The 16,803-nt window shown below is 70.3% G+C and carries 14 protein-coding genes; 10 read left to right on the forward strand and 4 right to left on the reverse strand.

Going from position 1 to position 16,803, the window contains the following annotated elements; all coding sequences use genetic code 11:
• The first annotated feature begins 122 nt into the window (after positions 1-122).
• From JJJ14_RS04845 to fucP, 4 genes are all read left to right on the forward strand, one after another.
• Positions 123-1,898, forward strand: a complete 1,776-nt coding sequence (locus JJJ14_RS04845) for an L-fucose isomerase (RefSeq protein WP_101558384.1) — start codon at positions 123-125, stop codon at positions 1,896-1,898.
• A gap of 12 nt (positions 1,899-1,910) precedes the next feature.
• Positions 1,911-3,380: a rhamnulokinase gene (locus JJJ14_RS04850; RefSeq protein ID WP_201444821.1), complete on the forward strand. Its 1,470-nt coding sequence runs from the start codon at positions 1,911-1,913 to the stop codon at positions 3,378-3,380.
• A 64-nt stretch (positions 3,381-3,444) separates the two neighbouring features.
• Complete coding sequence (locus tag JJJ14_RS04855; RefSeq protein WP_141407112.1) at positions 3,445-3,873, forward strand: RbsD/FucU family protein; 429 nt, start codon at positions 3,445-3,447, stop codon at positions 3,871-3,873.
• On the forward strand, positions 3,873-5,201 hold the full coding sequence (gene fucP, locus JJJ14_RS04860; protein WP_201444822.1) for an L-fucose:H+ symporter permease: 1,329 nt from the start codon (positions 3,873-3,875) through the stop codon (positions 5,199-5,201). Before JJJ14_RS04855 ends, fucP begins: the two co-directional genes overlap by 1 nt.
• Positions 5,202-5,313: 112 nt before the next feature.
• On the opposite strand, the gene JJJ14_RS04865 is transcribed toward fucP, so the two are convergent.
• On the reverse strand, positions 5,314-6,312 hold the full coding sequence (locus JJJ14_RS04865) for a LacI family DNA-binding transcriptional regulator (protein WP_201444823.1): 999 nt from the start codon (positions 6,310-6,312) through the stop codon (positions 5,314-5,316).
• A 114-nt stretch (positions 6,313-6,426) separates the two neighbouring features.
• Between JJJ14_RS04865 and coaD the strand changes: the two genes are divergently transcribed.
• The 6 genes from coaD to JJJ14_RS04895 all read left to right on the forward strand — a co-directional run bounded on the left by coaD (position 6,427) and on the right by JJJ14_RS04895 (position 10,949).
• Positions 6,427-7,014, forward strand: a complete 588-nt coding sequence (gene coaD, locus JJJ14_RS04870; RefSeq protein ID WP_201444824.1) for a pantetheine-phosphate adenylyltransferase — start codon at positions 6,427-6,429, stop codon at positions 7,012-7,014.
• On the forward strand, positions 7,011-7,562 hold the full coding sequence (locus JJJ14_RS04875) for a hypothetical protein (RefSeq protein ID WP_004565185.1): 552 nt from the start codon (positions 7,011-7,013) through the stop codon (positions 7,560-7,562). Before coaD ends, JJJ14_RS04875 begins: the two co-directional genes overlap by 4 nt.
• Positions 7,563-7,736: 174 nt before the next feature.
• Positions 7,737-8,327, forward strand: a complete 591-nt coding sequence (locus JJJ14_RS04880) for a YceD family protein (RefSeq protein ID WP_101558379.1) — start codon at positions 7,737-7,739, stop codon at positions 8,325-8,327.
• Positions 8,327-9,121, forward strand: coding sequence for a ribonuclease III (rnc, locus tag JJJ14_RS04885; protein ID WP_201444825.1), 795 nt, complete (start codon positions 8,327-8,329; stop codon positions 9,119-9,121). Before JJJ14_RS04880 ends, rnc begins: the two co-directional genes overlap by 1 nt.
• Entirely contained in the window at positions 9,121-10,188 is a 1,068-nt protein-coding gene (gene mutM / locus JJJ14_RS04890) for a bifunctional DNA-formamidopyrimidine glycosylase/DNA-(apurinic or apyrimidinic site) lyase (RefSeq protein WP_201444826.1), read from the forward strand. Before rnc ends, mutM begins: the two co-directional genes overlap by 1 nt.
• 101 nt (positions 10,189-10,289) lie before the next feature.
• Positions 10,290-10,949, forward strand: coding sequence for a response regulator (locus JJJ14_RS04895; protein ID WP_020991587.1), 660 nt, complete (start codon positions 10,290-10,292; stop codon positions 10,947-10,949).
• A gap of 47 nt (positions 10,950-10,996) precedes the next feature.
• Here JJJ14_RS04895 and JJJ14_RS04900 read toward each other — a convergent pair whose 3' ends face one another.
• The 3 genes from JJJ14_RS04900 to cydD are packed head-to-tail and all read right to left on the reverse strand — an operon-like array spanning position 10,997 to position 16,790.
• The gene (locus tag JJJ14_RS04900; protein ID WP_201444827.1) at positions 10,997-13,090 is read right to left on the reverse strand and encodes a GAF domain-containing sensor histidine kinase; all 2,094 of its coding nucleotides are present in this window, start codon (positions 13,088-13,090) and stop codon (positions 10,997-10,999) included.
• Positions 13,091-13,104: 14 nt separating this feature from the next.
• Positions 13,105-15,018 carry a thiol reductant ABC exporter subunit CydC gene (gene cydC / locus JJJ14_RS04905; RefSeq protein ID WP_236592915.1) on the reverse strand — a complete coding sequence of 638 codons (1,914 nt, stop codon included), beginning with the start codon at positions 15,016-15,018 and terminating at the stop codon, positions 13,105-13,107.
• On the reverse strand, positions 15,015-16,790 hold the full coding sequence (gene cydD / locus JJJ14_RS04910; protein WP_201444828.1) for a thiol reductant ABC exporter subunit CydD: 1,776 nt from the start codon (positions 16,788-16,790) through the stop codon (positions 15,015-15,017). Before cydD ends, cydC begins: the two co-directional genes overlap by 4 nt.
• Between the last annotated feature and the right edge of the window lie 13 nt (positions 16,791-16,803).

The following is a 16,803-nucleotide window of genomic DNA, read 5'->3' on the forward strand; positions in this document are numbered from 1 at the left end:
TGTCTACGATTTCGTGTTTCTGTTTCTATGCTTGACATGACCGTTCGGTCAGGGGCATCCTATGTTTGCGCTCACATTGATGTGGGTCCTGGTCATCGTCGCCCAGTGAAAGGAAACTTGCCATGTCCGCTGCGTCCTACCCCGCCATCGGAATCCGTCCCCTCATTGACGGACGTCGTCGTGGCGTGAGGGAGTCCCTCGAGGACAAGACCGCTCAGCTGGCCAAGGATGTCGCCGAGCTCATCTCCTCGCGCCTGACTTACCCCGACGGCAGCCCGGTGCGCTGCGTGGTCTCCGAGACCGCGATCGGTGGCGTGGCCGAGGCCAACCGCTGCAAGGAGCAGTTCCGCACCGAGAACGTGTGTGCCGACCTGACCGTCACCGCCTCCTGGAACTACATCACCGAGGTCCTCGACCTCGACCCCTCCATCCCGCACGCCATCTGGGGCTTCAACGGCACTGAGCGCCCCGGGGCCGTGACCCTGGCCGCCGCGGCCGCCGCCTACAACATGCTGGGCATCCCCTGCTTCGGCATCTACGGCCACGACGTGCAGGACGCCGACGACTCGGGCCTGACCGAGGACGTCGTCGAGAACATCCTGCGCTACGTGCGCGCCGCCCTGGGGGTCGGCCTCATGAAGGGGCGCAGCTACCTCTCGATCGGGACCGTCTCCATGGGGATCGCCGGCTGCCGCGTCCCCGAGCAGTTCTTCGTCGACTACCTGGGCATGCGCGCCGAGTACATCGACATGATCGAGATCGACCGCCGTATCGCGCACGGCATCTACGACCACCAGGAGTACGAGACCGCCCTGGCTTGGGCCCGGGAGCACCTCACCATCGGGGAGAACCGCAACCCGGAGGCCAACCGCTTCACCCAGGAGGAGTACGACGAGCAGTTCGACTACTGCATCAAGATGCTCCTCATCGGCCGCGACCTCATGGAGGGCAACCCCGCCCTGGCCGAGCTGGGCTTCGTCGAGGAGGCCGAGGGTCACGACGCCATCGCGGCGGGCTTCCAGGGGCAGCGTCAGTGGACGGACTACAAGCCTAACGGGGACATCCTCGAGACCTTCCTCAACACCACCTTCGACTGGAACGGCAAGCGGCCCGAGAAGGTCTTCGCCACGGAGGGCGACGCCGGCAACGCCGTGGCCATGCTCTTCAACTCCGTCCTGACCCACCGTCCCCAGCTCTTCAGCGACGTGCGCACCTACTGGAGCCCCGAGGCCGTTGAGCGGGTCACCGGGTACAAGCTCGAGGGACGCGCCGAGAACGGCTTCATCGACCTGCGCAACTCCGGGGCCACCACGCTCAACGCCACCGGTGAGGAGAAGGACGCCGAGGGCAACCCCATCATCAAGCACTGGTGGGAGATCACCGAGGCGGACATCGAGGCGGATCTGAAGGCCTCCACCTTCCACGCCGCCACCCGCGAGTACTTCCCCGGAGGCGGCTTCTCCACGCACTTCACCACCGCCGGCGGCATGCCCGTCACCGCGACCCGCCTCAACTTCGTGGCAGGCCAGGGACCGGTCCTCCAGATCTCCGAGGGCTGGACCGTGGAGCTGCCCGACGACGTGCGCGACCAGATCGTCAACCGCACCGACCCGACCTGGCCGACGACCTTCTTCGTCCCGCGCCTGACCGGTCAGGGCGCCTTCACCTCCGTCTACGACTGGATGGCCAACTGGGGCGCCAACCACACGGCCACCGGCTATGGGCACTTCGGCGCCGACCTCATCACCCTGGCCTCGATGCTGCGCATCCCCGTCTACATGCACAACGTCGAGCGCGAGAGGATCCTGCGCCCCAAGGCCTGGGTGCCCTTCGGTACCGCCGAGCCCGAGAGCGCCGACTTCCGGGCCTGCGCCACCTTCGGTCCTCTCTACCGCTGACGGAGTGCTGCCATGACGAGCACCGACGAGCACCACGCCCTTGCCCTCGACCTCGGCTCCAGCTCCGTGCGAGCGGTCCTGGGGAACTACCGGCAGGGGGTCATCAGCACTGAGGAGGTCTTCCGCCTCCACCACCAGGCGGTGGACGACCACGGCACCCTCACCTGGGACCTCGAGCGCATCATGGATGGTGTTCGTCGGAGCATCGCCATGGCGACGCAGCGCCTGGGGCGGGCCCCCGACTCCATCGGCATCGACACCTGGGGGGTCGACTACGGCCTGCTCGACGCCCACGGAGAGCTGCTGCGCGCCCCGCGTGCCTACCGGGACCGGCGCATGGCCCGCTGGGCCGCGGACCTGGACCGGGCCCTCCCTGTGGAGGCCGCCTGGCGGGAGACCGGCATCCTGCCCCAGCAGATCAACACGGTCTACCAGCTCTACGCGGACCTGAGGCAGGAGCCCGACCTCATCGATCGCGTGGATCGCTTCCTGCCCCTGCCCGACCTCGTAGCCCACCTGCTCGGAGCCCCCGCGCAGGCGGGGCGGGCGATCGCCTCGACCACCGGGCTCGCCTCACCCGGGGCGCGAGAGTGGTCGGCTGGCGTGCTCCAGGCCACCGGGATTCCTGAGGGGTGGATGCCCCCGCTCGTCGACGACGCCACGGTGGCCGGGACGACCCCGGAGGGGATCACCATTGTGCGTCCCGGCGGGCACGACACCGCCTGCGCCGTCCATGCGCTCGGTCTGGCCGGTGACGAGGTGCGCCTGTTCATCTCCTCAGGATCCTGGAGCCTCATCGGGGCGGCGGTTCCCAGCCCCGTCCTGGACGCAGCGGCGCTGTGGGCCGGACTGACCAACGAGGTGCGCACTGACGGAGGCATCCGGCTGCTGCGCAACCTCACCGGCTTCTGGCTGCTCCAGGAGTGCCAGCGAGCCTGGAACGAGCCCGACACCGGTGCGCTGGTCGAGGCGGCGGGGCAGTGCGCCTCCCTCGGCGTCGTCATCGACCCCGATGATGAGCTCTTCGCCAGTCCCGGCGACATGCCGGCCAAGATCGCCCAGTGGTGCCGCAGTCACTACAAGGTGGCTCCCGAGGGGCCGGCGCAGACGGTCCGGCTCATCCTCGAGTCGCTCGCCTGCGCCCACGCCGCCTACGCCCAGGGGCTGCAGGACGTCGTCGGCGACCAGCTGGACCCGGCGGCACCGATCCACCTGGTGGGAGGCGGGGCTCGCAACAGCCTCCTGCCCGCCATGACGGCGGCGGCCTGCCACCGCCAGGTCATCGTGGGCACGCCGGAGGCCAGTGCCCTGGGCAACATCCTCGCCCAGCTCGAGGCCGCCGAGGTCCTCGGCCCGAGTGCTCGCGGTGAGGTGCTGCGCCGCAGCATCGGCTCCGTGGAGGTCGAGGCCTCCGGGACCATCGCCGATCCCGGCGCCTTCGACGCCATGCGGGAACGGCTGGGCAACGCCACCGCCGACTGACCGCCAGGCGCGTCGAGCGCAACCACACATTGAACTGAACACCCACCACACGAAAGGAGCAACGATGCTCCGCAACATTCCCGCCAACCTGTCACCCGAACTCGTCAAGATCCTGCTCGAGATGGGCCATGGGGATGAGATTCTCCTGGCCGATGCGAACTTCCCCGGGCACCACCTCCACCCCACCACGGTGCGGGCCGACGGTCTGGGGATCCCCGACCTGCTGCGGTCCATCCTCACGCTCATGCCCCTGGACCGCTACAGCAGCTACCAGGTGGCCCTCATGGAGACGGTGGGCGATGACCCTCGGCCTCCGGTGTGGGACGTCTACGAGGAGATCTGGAACGAGGCCGAGAAGGATGCCGGACCGGTGAGCGTCAAGACGATTGAGCGCATGGCCTTCTACGACTACACCCCCAGCGTCTACGCCGTCGTCCTCACCGGGGAGACCGCCCTGTACGGCAATCTCATTCTCAAGAAGGGCGTGCTGTGATGACTGCGATCCGTGAGTCCGTGGCTGAGGAGACCCCTGTCCGGGAGGGGACGACCAAGCGGGGGTTCCTGTATCCCGGCATGGTGCTGCCCTTCTGTCTGCTGGTCTCCTGCTTCGCCGCCTGGGGCCTGGCCGGAAACATGACCGATCCTCTGGTCAAGGTCTTCCGCTCCGTGTTCTCCATGAACAACTTCCAGTCCTCCTTGGTGCAGTCCGCCTACTACGGGGCCTACTTCTGCCTGGCGATCCCGGCGGCCTTCATCAACAGCCGCCTGGGCTACAAGGGCGGCGTCCTCATCGGGCTGGTGCTGGCGGGAACCGGCGGGCTCCTGTTCATCCCCGCGGCCTACGTCATGACCTACTCGGTGTTCCTGACCGCCCTGTTCACCCTGGCTGCCGGCCTGTCCATTCTGGAGACCAGCGCCAACCCCTTCGTCATGTCCATGGGGCCGGAGCGCAATGCCACTCGGCGCCTCAACTTCGCGCAGGCCTTCAACCCCATCGGCTCCAATCTGGGGGTGCTGCTGGCCGCCCTACTCATCCTGCCCAAGGTGAACCCGGCCACCGCCGAGCAGCGCAAGGCCATGAGCCACGAGGTGCTGCTGGCCACCCAGAGCGCAGAGCTCAAGGCGGTCATGGGCCCCTATGTCGCCCTCGGGCTCCTCTACATCCTGCTGGCCGTCATGATCGGCCGGGTCAAGGTCCTGGAAAGGCCGGTGGAATCGGCTGCGGGTGACAGCGGCGGGCCGGGCAGGCTCGCGCGCCTGCTGCGCAACAAGCGCTACAGCTTCGGGGTGGTGGCGCAGTACTTCAACGTCTCCGCCCAGACCTGTATCTGGACCTACACCCTGCACTACGTCACAGATGCCCTGGGGGTGTCGGACAAGATCGCCGGATACTGGTTGCAGGCGAGTCTCATCGTCTTCCTGGTCTTCCGGTTCCTCATGGTGGGTCTCATGGGGCGGTATGACGCACGAAAGCTGCTTCTGTTCATGTGCTCCCTCGGGGTCGGCCTGTCCCTGTTCGCCATGGTGAGTGTCAACATTCTGGGGGTGCTGGCCATTGTCTCCCTGTCGGCGTGCATCTCCCTGCTGTTCCCCACTATCTACGGCGAGGCCCTCCTTGGGCTGGGGGAGGACACTAAGTTCGGGGCCGCCGGCCTGGTCATGGCCATCATCGGCGGAGCCACCATGCCTCTGGTGCAGAGCTACATCATGGACAAGACGTCTCCTGCGGTGTCCTACATCACGGTAGCCGGGTGCTTCGTGGTGGTGTCCGCCTACGGGGTCTACACGCTGCGCACGCCCAGGCCCGTCAGCGCCTCCTGACGGTCGCCTCTTACCTCGGAGCTCTGTGCGCCCACTCGGTACGAGCCGGGCGCGCAGAGCTTCGCAGGCTCAGTGGGTCCAGTGGGCTCGTCCGGGAAGGTGATCGTCCATGCTAGGCCTTGGTTGTTGACGCTCTGACGACGAGCGTCGGCTCCAGGCAGACACTGCGGGCGGGGGCGCCCTCGACGATCTCGTCGGACAGGCTCAGTGCGGCCCGTCCCAGGGCGTCGAAGTCCTGCGTGACGCTGGACAGGGATGGGGTCGCCCAACGTGCCAGCGGGATGTCATCGAAGCCGACGACGGCGACGTCGTCGGGGATCCTCACGCCGGCGGCGAGCAGCTCATGGCACAGCCCCAGGGCGATGTCATCGTTGGCGGCGAAGACGGCGTCGGGCAGACCGCTGTCGAGCAGGCGCCTGGCAACCTTGGCCCCGGCCTCTCCCGTCCAGGCGTCCGTGCCCACCCAGCGGCCGGGAACCCCGGCCTGCGCGCACGCCGACTGGTAGGCAGCCAGGCGCTCCGAGGCGTCCTGCCAGGACAGGTCCCCGGTGACGTGCAGCAGGCGGTTGCGCCCCTGATCCAGAAGATGCTCCGTGGCCAGCCTGGCTCCCAGGGCCTGGTCGATGGAGACGGTGGCCAGCTCGGAGAACTCGTGCTGCCCCGAGATGATGGCCACGATCGGGCCGCGGTGGCGCTGGGACGAGAGGATGGTCAGGACGTCGGCGCGCTGGGCCAGGACCACGATGGTCGCCACGCGGTGACCGTGCAGGTGAGCCAGTGCTTGTCGCACGGACTCCGGGTCGCCGCCCTCGGCAGTGGCCAGGACGAAGGTGTCCCCCCGCTCGCGCACCGCCCTGGCGATCGCGGAGAAGGTGGAGGCCATCCCGTGCGACAGCCCGGCCGTCAGCAGGATGCCCACGGCCCCGGAGGATCCCGAGGCCAGTAACCGGGCGGCGAGGTTCGGCTCATAACCCAGCGCCTGAACGGCCGCCAGAACCTTCTGACGTGTCTCGGGACGGACCGACGGGTGGTTGTTGAGTACGCGAGAGACGGTCTGCGCTGAGACTCCGACGGCCTCGGCCACGTCACTGAGGGTCACGCGTGTGGACACAAGGAGAATATAGCAGCGCCGCCCCAGGATCCCGGGGCGCCGCGTTGGCGTGCTGGCGAGGGCGGTGCGGCGCGCGTCCCGCACCGCGGCGGGCCCAGCCAGTAGCGTGACCGTATGAGCCTGGCCGTCTACCCCGGAAGCTTCGATCCCCTCACCCTGGGGCACGTCGACATCGCCGCCCGCGCGACCACGCTCTTCGACGTCGTCGTCATCGGAATCGCCCACAACGCCGCCAAGGCCGGACGCCACCTGCTCGACGCCCACGAACGCCTCCGCCTGGCCAGGGAGGCCACCTCCCACCTGCCCGGCGTCGAGGTGGACATCGTCCCCGGGCTCCTGGCCGACTACTGCACTCAGCACGGCGCGAACGCCATCATCAAGGGCCTGCGCAGCGGCAGCGACCTGGACGCCGAGCTGCCCATGGCCCTGCTCAACCGCGACCTGGGAGCGCCCGAAACGGTCTTCCTCCCCGCGTCCGCCGCCTACGCGCACATCTCCTCCTCCCTCGTCAAGGACGTCGCCGGCTATGGCCGGGACGTCTCCGCCCTCGTCCCGCCCGCTGTTGCCCGCGCCCTGGCGGTCCGGCTGGCTCAGGCCCCCGGGTCTGTAGCCCACGACGGCGTCGACTCAGGACTCGTCCCGCCCGGGACTCCGCCAAGCCGCTTCGTCGGCGCCGACCACACTCGAGAGGACCTACCGTGACGACCAGCCGCGATGCCGGAGAAGACCTGCTGCGCATCCTCGATGAGCTCGACGAGCTCATCAGCAACGCCCGATCCATGCCGATGAGCGCCTCGGCGATCGTCAACCGGGAGAACGCCCTGCACCTCATCGACCGGGCTCGTGACGCGGTCCCGAGCGCCGTTCGCCGTGCCGAGAAGATCGTCGCCGATGCCGACGCCGTCCTGGCTGAGGGACGGGCCGAGTCCGAACGGCTCGTCCAGTACGCCCAGGAGGAGTCCGAGCGGCTCGTGGCCGGGGAGAACATCGTGCGCATGGCCAATGACCGGGCCGACAGCATCGTGGCCGCGGCGGAGGACAAGGCCGCCTCCCTGCGTCACGGGGCCGATGAGTACTCCGACCGCACCCTGGCCTCCCTGGAGGCCGAGGTCGCCAAGGTTGCCGAGCAGATCCGCGCCGGCCGCGAGGTCCTGGCCGGCCGCCTGGGCGACGGCGCGGGCCAGCCGGTGGAGATCCAGGAGCCCGTGCGCCGCCGCTCGGGCTGGTCCGTGGACCCCTCCGCCCACTGAACCAGAGGCGCCGCAGCCCCACCGGGTACGCTCGCGCCAGACACCTCGTCCATCACCCCGCCCACCAGCCGCCCGGCACCATGTGCATCACCTGGGCATCACGCGGACATCATGCCGCTTGGGCCCCTCGGTCATCGCTGGATGCGGCGCGGTCAACCCGCTGTGGAGGAACCCATGTCAGGACTCGTCGTCGATATCGTCGACCTGCCCCGTGCCACCGGCTCGGTCAAGAACCTGCAGATCCGCACCCCGGCCCCCGCCGACCTGGGCACGGAGGTCATCGGCGTGCCCGAGGGCAGCGACCTCGCCCTCGACGTCACCCTGACCTCCATGGACGACGGCGTCCTGGCGCAGGCCGACGCCGACCTGCACATTCACGGCGAGTGCGTGCGCTGCCTGCGCGACCTCGATGAGGACCGCAGCGTGCGGATCGACGAGCTCTACCTCTTCCCCGAGGTCATCGAGGCCCAGCGGGCCGAAGGCGATGAGGAGGCAGAGGACCTCCTGGCGGTGGGGGAGACCACCCTGGACCTCGAGCCGGCACTGCGCGACGCCCTGGTGCCCACGCTGCCCTTCCAACCCCTGTGCCGCCCCGACTGCCCCGGACTGTGCCCCGACTGCGGCAAGCGGCTCGAGGACCTGCCCGCCGACCACCACCACGAGGTCCTTGACCCGCGCTGGTCCGCCCTGGCCGGCCTGCTGGAGACCGAGACCGGTCAGGAGGGCGAGCAGGACGCGCCCACGAGCGGGGAGGAACAGGCCTGATGGCCAAGCGCCGCAGCGCCCCGCCCGCGCGCACCGACACCGAGGCCCTCGTCTACCGCTGGGGGCCGAGCATCGATGCCGACCTGCTCGACCTGGCCCTGACCCACCGCTCCTACGCCCACGAGAACGGCGGTCTGCCCACCAACGAGCGCCTGGAGTTCCTGGGCGACTCCGTCCTGGGCATCATCGTCACCGAGTACCTCTACCGCACCCACCCGGAGGTCCCCGAGGGCCAGCTCGCCAAAATGCGTGCGGCCACCGTCTCCGAGCCGGCCCTGGCCGCCGTCGCCCGCGACCTGGGGCTGGGAGAGTTCATCAAGCTCGGCAAGGGCGAGGCGCTCTCGGGCGGGCGGGACAAGGACTCCATCCTGTCCGACACGGTCGAGGCCCTCATCGGCGCCACCTACCTCACCCATGGTCTGGAGGAGACCCGCACTGTCGTCACCCGGCTCGTCTCCCGCTTCCTGGACTCTGCCCGCACCCGCGGCGCGGGCCTGGACTGGAAGACGAGCCTCCAGGAGCTCACCGCCGTCCACCAGCTCGGCAACCCCGCCTACGAGGTCACCGGAACTGGCCCCGATCACCAGCGGGTCTTCACCGCCAGTGCCATCGTTGACGGCGAGATCCTGGGGCAGGGCACCGGCAGCTCGAAGAAGGTCGCCGAGCATGACGCCGCCGAGGCCGCCTACGCCGCCATCCTGGCCGCCCGGGGCGACGGCGGCCTCAACCTTCCCGGAGTCAACGAGGCCCTGCGCGCCGACCTGCTCACCGGGCAGGGCTCCCAGACGAGCTGATGCCAGAGCTGCCCGAGGTCGAGGTGGTGCGCGCCGGTCTCGCCCGGCACGTGGCCGGACGCACCGTCACCCGCGTCGAGGTTTTTGACCCGCGTCCGCTGCGCCGCCAGGACGGGGGAGCGCAGGCCTTCGTCGACCAGCTCACCGGGCGCACCCTGACCGCGGCCGTCCGCCGCGGGAAGTTCCTGTGGCTGCCCCTGGATGACGGACGCGCCCTGTCGGCCCACCTGGGCATGAGCGGCCAGCTGCTCGTGCGCGGCACCACCGTCGCGACCGCTCCTGACGCTGCCCCGGAGTCCCACCGTGCCGCGGCCTTCCTGGCCGATCCGGACACTCTGCCCGGCGGGCGCCCAGCGGACCTGAGTGCTACCGAGCAGCCCCGCTACGTGCGGGACATCTCCACCTCTGCCCGCCACCTGCGAGTGCGCCTCCACCTCAGCACCGGCCTCGGCGGCGATAACTGTGACAACGGCGCCGGCGCGGCGGTCCTCGACCTGGTCGACCAGCGCATGCTCGGTGGCCTGCACGTCGTCGACCTGATCCCCACCGCCGACGGCGCTCCCGGCGGGATGGGCGACCCGCGGCCGCTGCTGCCCGCCGACGCCACCCATATCGCCCGTGACCTGCTCGACCCGGCCCTGCAGCTGGCCGGCCCCACCGGCGTCGTCGCCCGGGTACGCGCCTCGAGGCGCGCCATCAAGACCCAGCTGCTCGACCAGGGACTTGTCTCGGGCATCGGCAACATCTACGCCGACGAGGGCCTGTGGGAGGCCGGGGTGCACGGCCTGCGCCCGGGAACCGGTCTCGGCCCGCGGGTGGTGGCCCGAATCCTTGAGTCCACCGCTGAGGTCATGCGCCGGGCCCTTGAGGTCGGTGGCACGAGCTTCGATGCCCTCTACGTCGATGTCGAGGGTGCCGCCGGGTTCTTCGCCCGCGAGCTGGGCGCCTACGGGCGCCATGGGCTGGAGTGCCGCCGCTGCGGGGCCACCATGGCGCGTGAGACTCTGGGAGGTCGCTCTCACACCTACTGCCCCCGTTGCCAGACCCGTCCGCGCCGGCACCGGTAGGCGCCGCCAGTGCTCGCAGGGAGCCTCCACGACAGCATCACCGCAGCATCGCCACAGTGCCGCCAGGGTTGTGACGTAGGTTTCCATACCCTGGTAATGTCATGAGTATGGCACACACCCCATCGTCGGAGATCGTCCGCGTCATGATCGTGGACGACCACGAGATCGTCCGTCGCGGCATCGCCGAGATCATTGACCGCGCCGATGGGCTCGACGTCGTCGCCGAGGCGGGATCTCGGGCTGAGGCGGTGCGTCGGGCCGAGCTGGTACGCCCCGACGTCATCCTCGTGGACCTCCAGCTGCCCGACGGCACCGGCATCGAGCTCATGCAGGAGCTGAGGGACTCCGTGCCCCAGGCCCTGCCGATCGTGCTGACCTCCTTCGACGACGACGAGGCCCTGGCTGAGGCCCTGGCAGCAGGTGCCCGGGCCTACCTGCTCAAGACGGTCCATGGCGCCGAGATCAGCGACGTCGTGCGGGCAGTCGCCTCCGGACGCGTCCTGCTCGATGAGCGCACCGTGACGCGCCGCCGGGCGGACCACGACGACCCTACCGCCGACCTGACCAACGCCGAGCGCAAGGTCCTCGACCTCATCGGTGACGGCCTGTCCAACCGGGAGATCGGTGAGCGGCTCGGAGTCGCAGAGAAGACGGTTAAGAACCACATCACCTCCCTGCTGGCCAAGATGGGTCTGCAGCGACGCACCCAGGTCGCCGCCTGGGTCGCCGGTCAGCGGGCCTCAGGCTGGCGCAACAGCTGACGGGTCCTTCTGCGCGCTGAGCCCGCCACTGAGGGGCGCACGCGGACTCAGCGCACCCGGCCGCCCCCGTCCAAGGGCACTCGCCAGGTGAAGCAGGTGCCGCGCCGCTCGCCGTCGGAGCGGGCCCGTGGACCGATGACGAAGCTGCCGCCGTGGCGGCGGGCTCGCTCGGCCATGTTGGCTGTCCCCGAACGGCGCGTCACGGAGGGATTCACCCCGACGCCGTCGTCACGGCAGACGATCTCCACCACCGGGCTGCCCCGGAAGGGCTCGGCGTCTCCCGAGGCGTGACCCTCGTCGTCGCCGGGGCCGCAGCACTGCTCCGAGCCCGGCTGCACCCCCTCGATCTTGACGTCCACCGTCACCGAGGAGGCGTGGGCGTGACGGGCAACGTTGCTCAGTCCCTCACGCACGACGGCGACCATGTCGTCGGCAATATCCGGTGCCACGGCGGCGTCGACCGAGGCGATGAGCCGGTCCTCCTCGTCGCGGTCCACCTGGGCCAGACCCCGGCCGTCGACGCTCAGCAGCAGCGAGGGGGCGTAGCCCAGAGCGTTGCGGGCCAGGGAGGCCTCGCGCCGCAGCCGCTCGATCACCCCGACCTCCTCATCGCGATCGCGCAGGGAACGCACGATGGAGCGGATCTGGCCCACGGAGTCGTCCACCGCCTCCAGGGCGGTGCTCAGCACGGAGCACACCGCATCCAGGTCCGCCTGCGCGCTGGAGGCCAGCCGTTCCCGGGCCGCGGAGATCTGCATCCCGGTGGCGAAGAGCTGCTGGATGGCCAGGTCGTGCAGATCCCGGCCGATCCGGGCCCGCTCATCGAGCAGCGTGGCCATCTCCTCGGCGTGCTGGGCGTCGGCCAGCTCGAAGGCCATGGTTGCCTGTCCCGCCACGAGCTCGGCGATCTCCAGGTCCTGGGCGGTGAAGGGTGCCGCGCCGGGGGAGCGCAGCAGCAGCATCACCCCCACGCCCCGTCCCCGGTGGATCATGGGGGCGTAGAGGGCCGGCCCGAACTGGCCCAGCTGGGGGACCATCAGGTCGCCGTCGCCCCAGGCGTCCTCCAGGGAGTCCACGACCAGGCCGGTCTGATGGGCCAGGGTGGTCAGGGCCCGACCCTCGGGCGGGAAGAAGGTGCCGATCAGCTCCCGGGCGTGCTCGCCGTCGGCGATCTCGCAGATCCAGCGCTCCCCGATGCTGGGCAGGATGAGGGCGGCGGTGTCGGCGTGAGCGACCTGGCGGACACGGTGGGCGATGAGCGTCAGCGCGTCATCCTCCTCGGCGCCCGAGAGCAGCAGCGTCGTCAGCTCCTGGGAGACCACCATCCACTGCTCGCGGTCACGGGCCTCGCGGTACAGGCGGGCGTTCTCCACGGCGACGGCTGCGGCCTGGGCCAGGGTCAGGACGGCGTCGGCGTCCGAGCGGGTGAAGCCCCCCGGCTTGTCACACAGGTAGAGATGTCCGTAGACCTGGCCGTGAAGGCGCAGCGGGGCCGAGAGCAGACTGCCGGTCTCCTCACCCTCGATGGCACCGGTGAAGGCCGATGCCCTGCCCAGGTCGTTGTCGATGACCATCCCGGTTCCCTCGAGCCCGTTGAGCAGGGACTCAGAGGAGGCGTGCGAAGTGCCGGCGGTATCGGGGGCGCCGGCCATCTGGGCGAGCTCATCGAGGGTCGCCGTGGGCACCCCGCTGCACAGACCGGTGCCCGAGCTCGCGCCGGAGGAATCGGGCGAGAGGGGGCCGGCCGGGTCAACATCCATGTCCGCGTGGTTGAGCACGGCGATGGTTCCCCACGAGGCACCCGTGATGGAGCAGGCCGACTCCACCAGACGGCGCAGCGCGTCGGGGACCCGCAGGGAGCTGGTGAGGCTCAGGGCCGCCTGGATGAGGGCGACAGTCGCCTCGTCCAGGCTCGGCTGAAGGGCCGACACCCGGCGGCCACGGGTGGAGACCAGCTGGTCGGCGTGGACGGCGTAGGCCAGACGCCCCGCCGCGGCGTTCTCCTCCGAAGAGGTCGCCAGCGCCTCCTCACGGCGCGCCGGGGGGCCGTCGAGCTCCTCCAGGGCGTCCTCGGGCACACCGGGGAAGCCAAGACTCTCGCCGAGAGTGTCTGCTGCGTGCTGCGGGTGGGGTGTCGTCATCGTGCTCAGCTCGTTCAGCTCGTACCGGATACGTGGTCCTGCTGCCTGTCCTGATCCTCCTGGGAGAGCGACCACCGGTAGGTCTCGGAGACGTCCTGGAGCTCGCGGTGGCTGCCTCGGTGCAGGATAGTCGCCGGGGCCTGCTCGCCGGTGGCCTGCGGCCGGTGTCCCATGACGAGGACCTCGTCGGCGTGCTCCAGGGCGCTGAGACGATGGGTGACCAGGAGAGTGCCGCGGCCCTGGTCGCCCGCTGTCAGCAGGTCGGTCACGAGCCGGTCCGCGGTGAGGGCATCGAGATGCTCACCGGGCTCGTCCAGCAGCATCAGGGGAGCCGGAGCCGCCAGGGCCCGGGCGAGCAGGAGCCGACGCCGCTCCCCACCTGACAGTGTGGTGGCATCGGTGCCGATGATGGTCTCAACTCCCTCGGGAAGAGCCTCGAGCCACCTCCCCAGGCCGGCCCGGCTCAGCAGCTCGCCGGCCTCGGCGGGGGTGACGTCCCCGCGCGCCACGCGCAGGTTCTCCAGGACGCTGGTGTGGAAGACGTGCGCGTCCTCCGCAGTCAGGCACACCCGGGCCGCCACCTCTGAGTGGGCCGCCTGCCACGGGGGGACGCCGTCGAGCGTCAGCGTGCCGCCCCGAGGCTCCAGCAGCCCCGCCAGCGTGGCCAGCAGTGTCGACTTGCCGATCCCCGACGGCCCCACGATCGCCACTCGGCGACCGACCCGCAGATCCAGGTCGATGCCCTCGGCCACCACCGGGCCGCCCGGCCAGCCCACCGCCAGCCCCCTTGCCTCGAGGTACGGGCCCTGGGCGGAGGGCTCGGGCAGCTCCAGAGGCGCGGAGGACATCGCGGAGCCGCTGGCGGCACTGGCTTCAGCGGCCTCGATGAGCTCCACGATGCGGCAGGCGGCGCCGGCCGACCTGACCAGCTGCACGCTGGCCGGGCCGAGCGCTGAGGTGGCCTCGAAGGCGGCCAGTGGAACCAGGACGATCACTGCCAGCCAGACCGGGGCCAGCTGCCCGGAGGACACGGCGCTCACCCCCACCACCAGGTTTCCCAGGACCGCCAGGCCCATGGCGGCCACGTCCACGGCCGCCGCGATCGCGGCCGGTACCGCGGCCCGGTCCCGCAGACGGGTCAGGCTATCCTCCCGGGAGACGACCTGGCGCATCGAGCCGGCCAGCCGCCCGGAGACGGACAGCTCGGGGGCCCCCTCCAGGACCGCCAGCACCTCCGCGGACAGCTCAGTGGCCTGCCTCTGACGGGCCTGCTCGGCGATTCTCGCCGAACGGATGGTCGCCAACGGGCCCACCAGTCCCGACAGCAGCAGACAGGCCAGCAGGATGAGGCCCGCCGGCAAGTAGACCACGCCGACGCCGAGACATGTGGCTGCGCCCAGGACGGCGGCGACAGCCGCCGGCAGATAGGCGCGCACCACGAGATCCCCGACCGCGTCGATGTCGCTGCCCACTCGCGCCAGGACGTCGCCGCGGCGCAGCCCCGCAACCGTGTCGGTGCGGGCTGAGGCCAGGGACTCGTAGAGGTGGGTGCGCAGAGCGCCCATGCCTCTCAGGGCGGTGTCATGGGAGACGAGCCTCTCGCAGTAGCGCAGCACGGAGCGTGAGATGCCGAAGAGCCGCACCGCCACTGGCGCAACCCCCAGTGCGACGACGTCGGGCATCTGTGAGGCCCGCGCAATGAGCCAGGCCGCCACCCCGGACAGGGACACTGCCGAGGCCATACCCGCCGTCCCGGCGACTACGGCCAGGATGAAGCGTGAGCGGTCCAGGTTCAGCAGGCCCACCGCCCGGCGCAGGGAGCGTCGCTCATCAGCGGACAGCGCGGGGGAGAGGGCGGAGGTCGTCGGATGTGCGGGGTTCACGGGGTTCTCAGGGGGCTCAGGGGTCAATGTGCTTGCCGTGCTCACAGGGCCTCCTCCTGCGCCGTCGCCGCCTCATGGGCAGATACCTGGTCAGGTACCCGGTCAGGTGTCCGGTCAGGTGCGAGGTCCGCCGGCGGTACCGGTTGGCTCGTCACGGCGATGGTCTGCTCGGCCAGGGCCATGAGCGCAGGACGGTGCGCAATGACCACCACCGTGCGCCCCGAGGCGTGCAGCGCACGGACTGCGTCCAGGACGTGGGCCTCACTGGCCGCGTCCAGGTGTGCGGTCGGCTCATCCATGACCACCAGGGGTGCCGTCGAGCACAGGGCACGGGTCAGGGCCAGACGCTGGCGCTGCCCCACGGACAGTCCCACACCTGCACTGCCCACCGGGGTCCGCCACCCCTGCGGCAGGTCGTCCACGACCTCATCGAAGCCCGTGGCCCGGGCCGCCTCGACCAGTACGTCGGGTACGTCCTCTGCCGCCGCGGCTCCCGGCTCGGCATGATCCAGGACGTTGTCCAGCACCGTGCCCGGGGTGATGGTGGGGCGCTGGGGCACCCAGGCGATCTGCTCCCACCAGGTGGCTGGATCGATCTGGGCGAGGTCGACGACGCCGCTGGGGGCGCCGTCGTCCGGCACGATCCTCACCCGCCCCCGGTCGGGGGGCAGCAGGCCGAGGAGGACCTGCGTCGTCGTCGTCTTGCCCGCACCTGACGGGCCGGTCAGCGCCACCAGGCTGCCCGGCCGGATCGAGGCACTGAGCCCGGCGGGGGCCCACGCGCCCCGGGAGGCGACGGACACCTCATCGAGCTCGATCGTCGACGAGCGCAGGTCGGGGGCCGGCAGGTCGCCGTGCTCGGGCACCGGGGTCTGAAGAACCTCGAAGACGGCGTTCGCCGCCGCCACCCCGTTGGCCGAGGCGTGGAACTGGAAACCCACCTGCCGCAGCGGCTGATAGACCTCAGGGGCCACCATGAGGACGAGCAGACCGGTGAACAGGTCCATGCGTCCGGCCACGAGCCGGAACCCGATCTGGACGGCGATGATCGCCACCGACAGCGTCGTGATGAACTCCAGGACCGCCCCCGACAGGAAGGCGACCCGCAAGGTCGACATGGTGGTGCGCCGGTAGGAGCGGCTCAAGGAGCGCACCTGCTCGACCGGTCCCCGCTCGCGCCCGAGGGCCTTGAGCGTGGGCAGGCCCGAGATGAGATCGAGCACCTGATCGCCCAGGACCTGCATGGTCTTGAGACGCTCCTGGGAGACGGACTGAGTCATCCTGCCGATGAGGATCATGAAGATCGGAATGAGGGGCAAGGTGCACATCACGGCCACCGCGGCCGACCAGTCCTGGGTGAGGAGCACCAGCACCGTGGCCGGTGTCACCGTCGAGGCCAGCACCAGCTGGGGAAGGTAGCGGGTGAAGTAGGGCTCGAGGTCGTCCAGCGCGCGAGTCAGAAGAGTGGCCGTCTGCGTCCCGTGAAGCGCCTGCCAGCGGGGGCCTAGTCGGGCCGCGTGCTCCAGAACCATCCGACGCAGCTCAACGATGGTCTCCGTGGCGGACCGGTGGGCATGAACCTCCTGGAGCAGGACCACCAGGGCCCTGGCCGCCAGGACCCCGCCCAGAGCCACCGCCAGTGCCCTGACGGCAGACGGTGCGGCCCCCTCGGAGATGACCGAGGAGACCGCACCGGAGATGAGGAAGGCCTGAACCACCACCAGCACGGCGGTCACCATTCCGGTGACGGCGGTGGCGGCGATGTATCGGCGGGCGGAGCGTGCGTAACGCATCAGCCGGGGATCGAGGGGCTTCACCTGCTCAAGGATA

This window comes from Actinomyces sp. HMT 175 (assembly GCF_016694895.1).
Classification (GTDB): domain Bacteria; phylum Actinomycetota; class Actinomycetes; order Actinomycetales; family Actinomycetaceae; genus Actinomyces; species Actinomyces oris.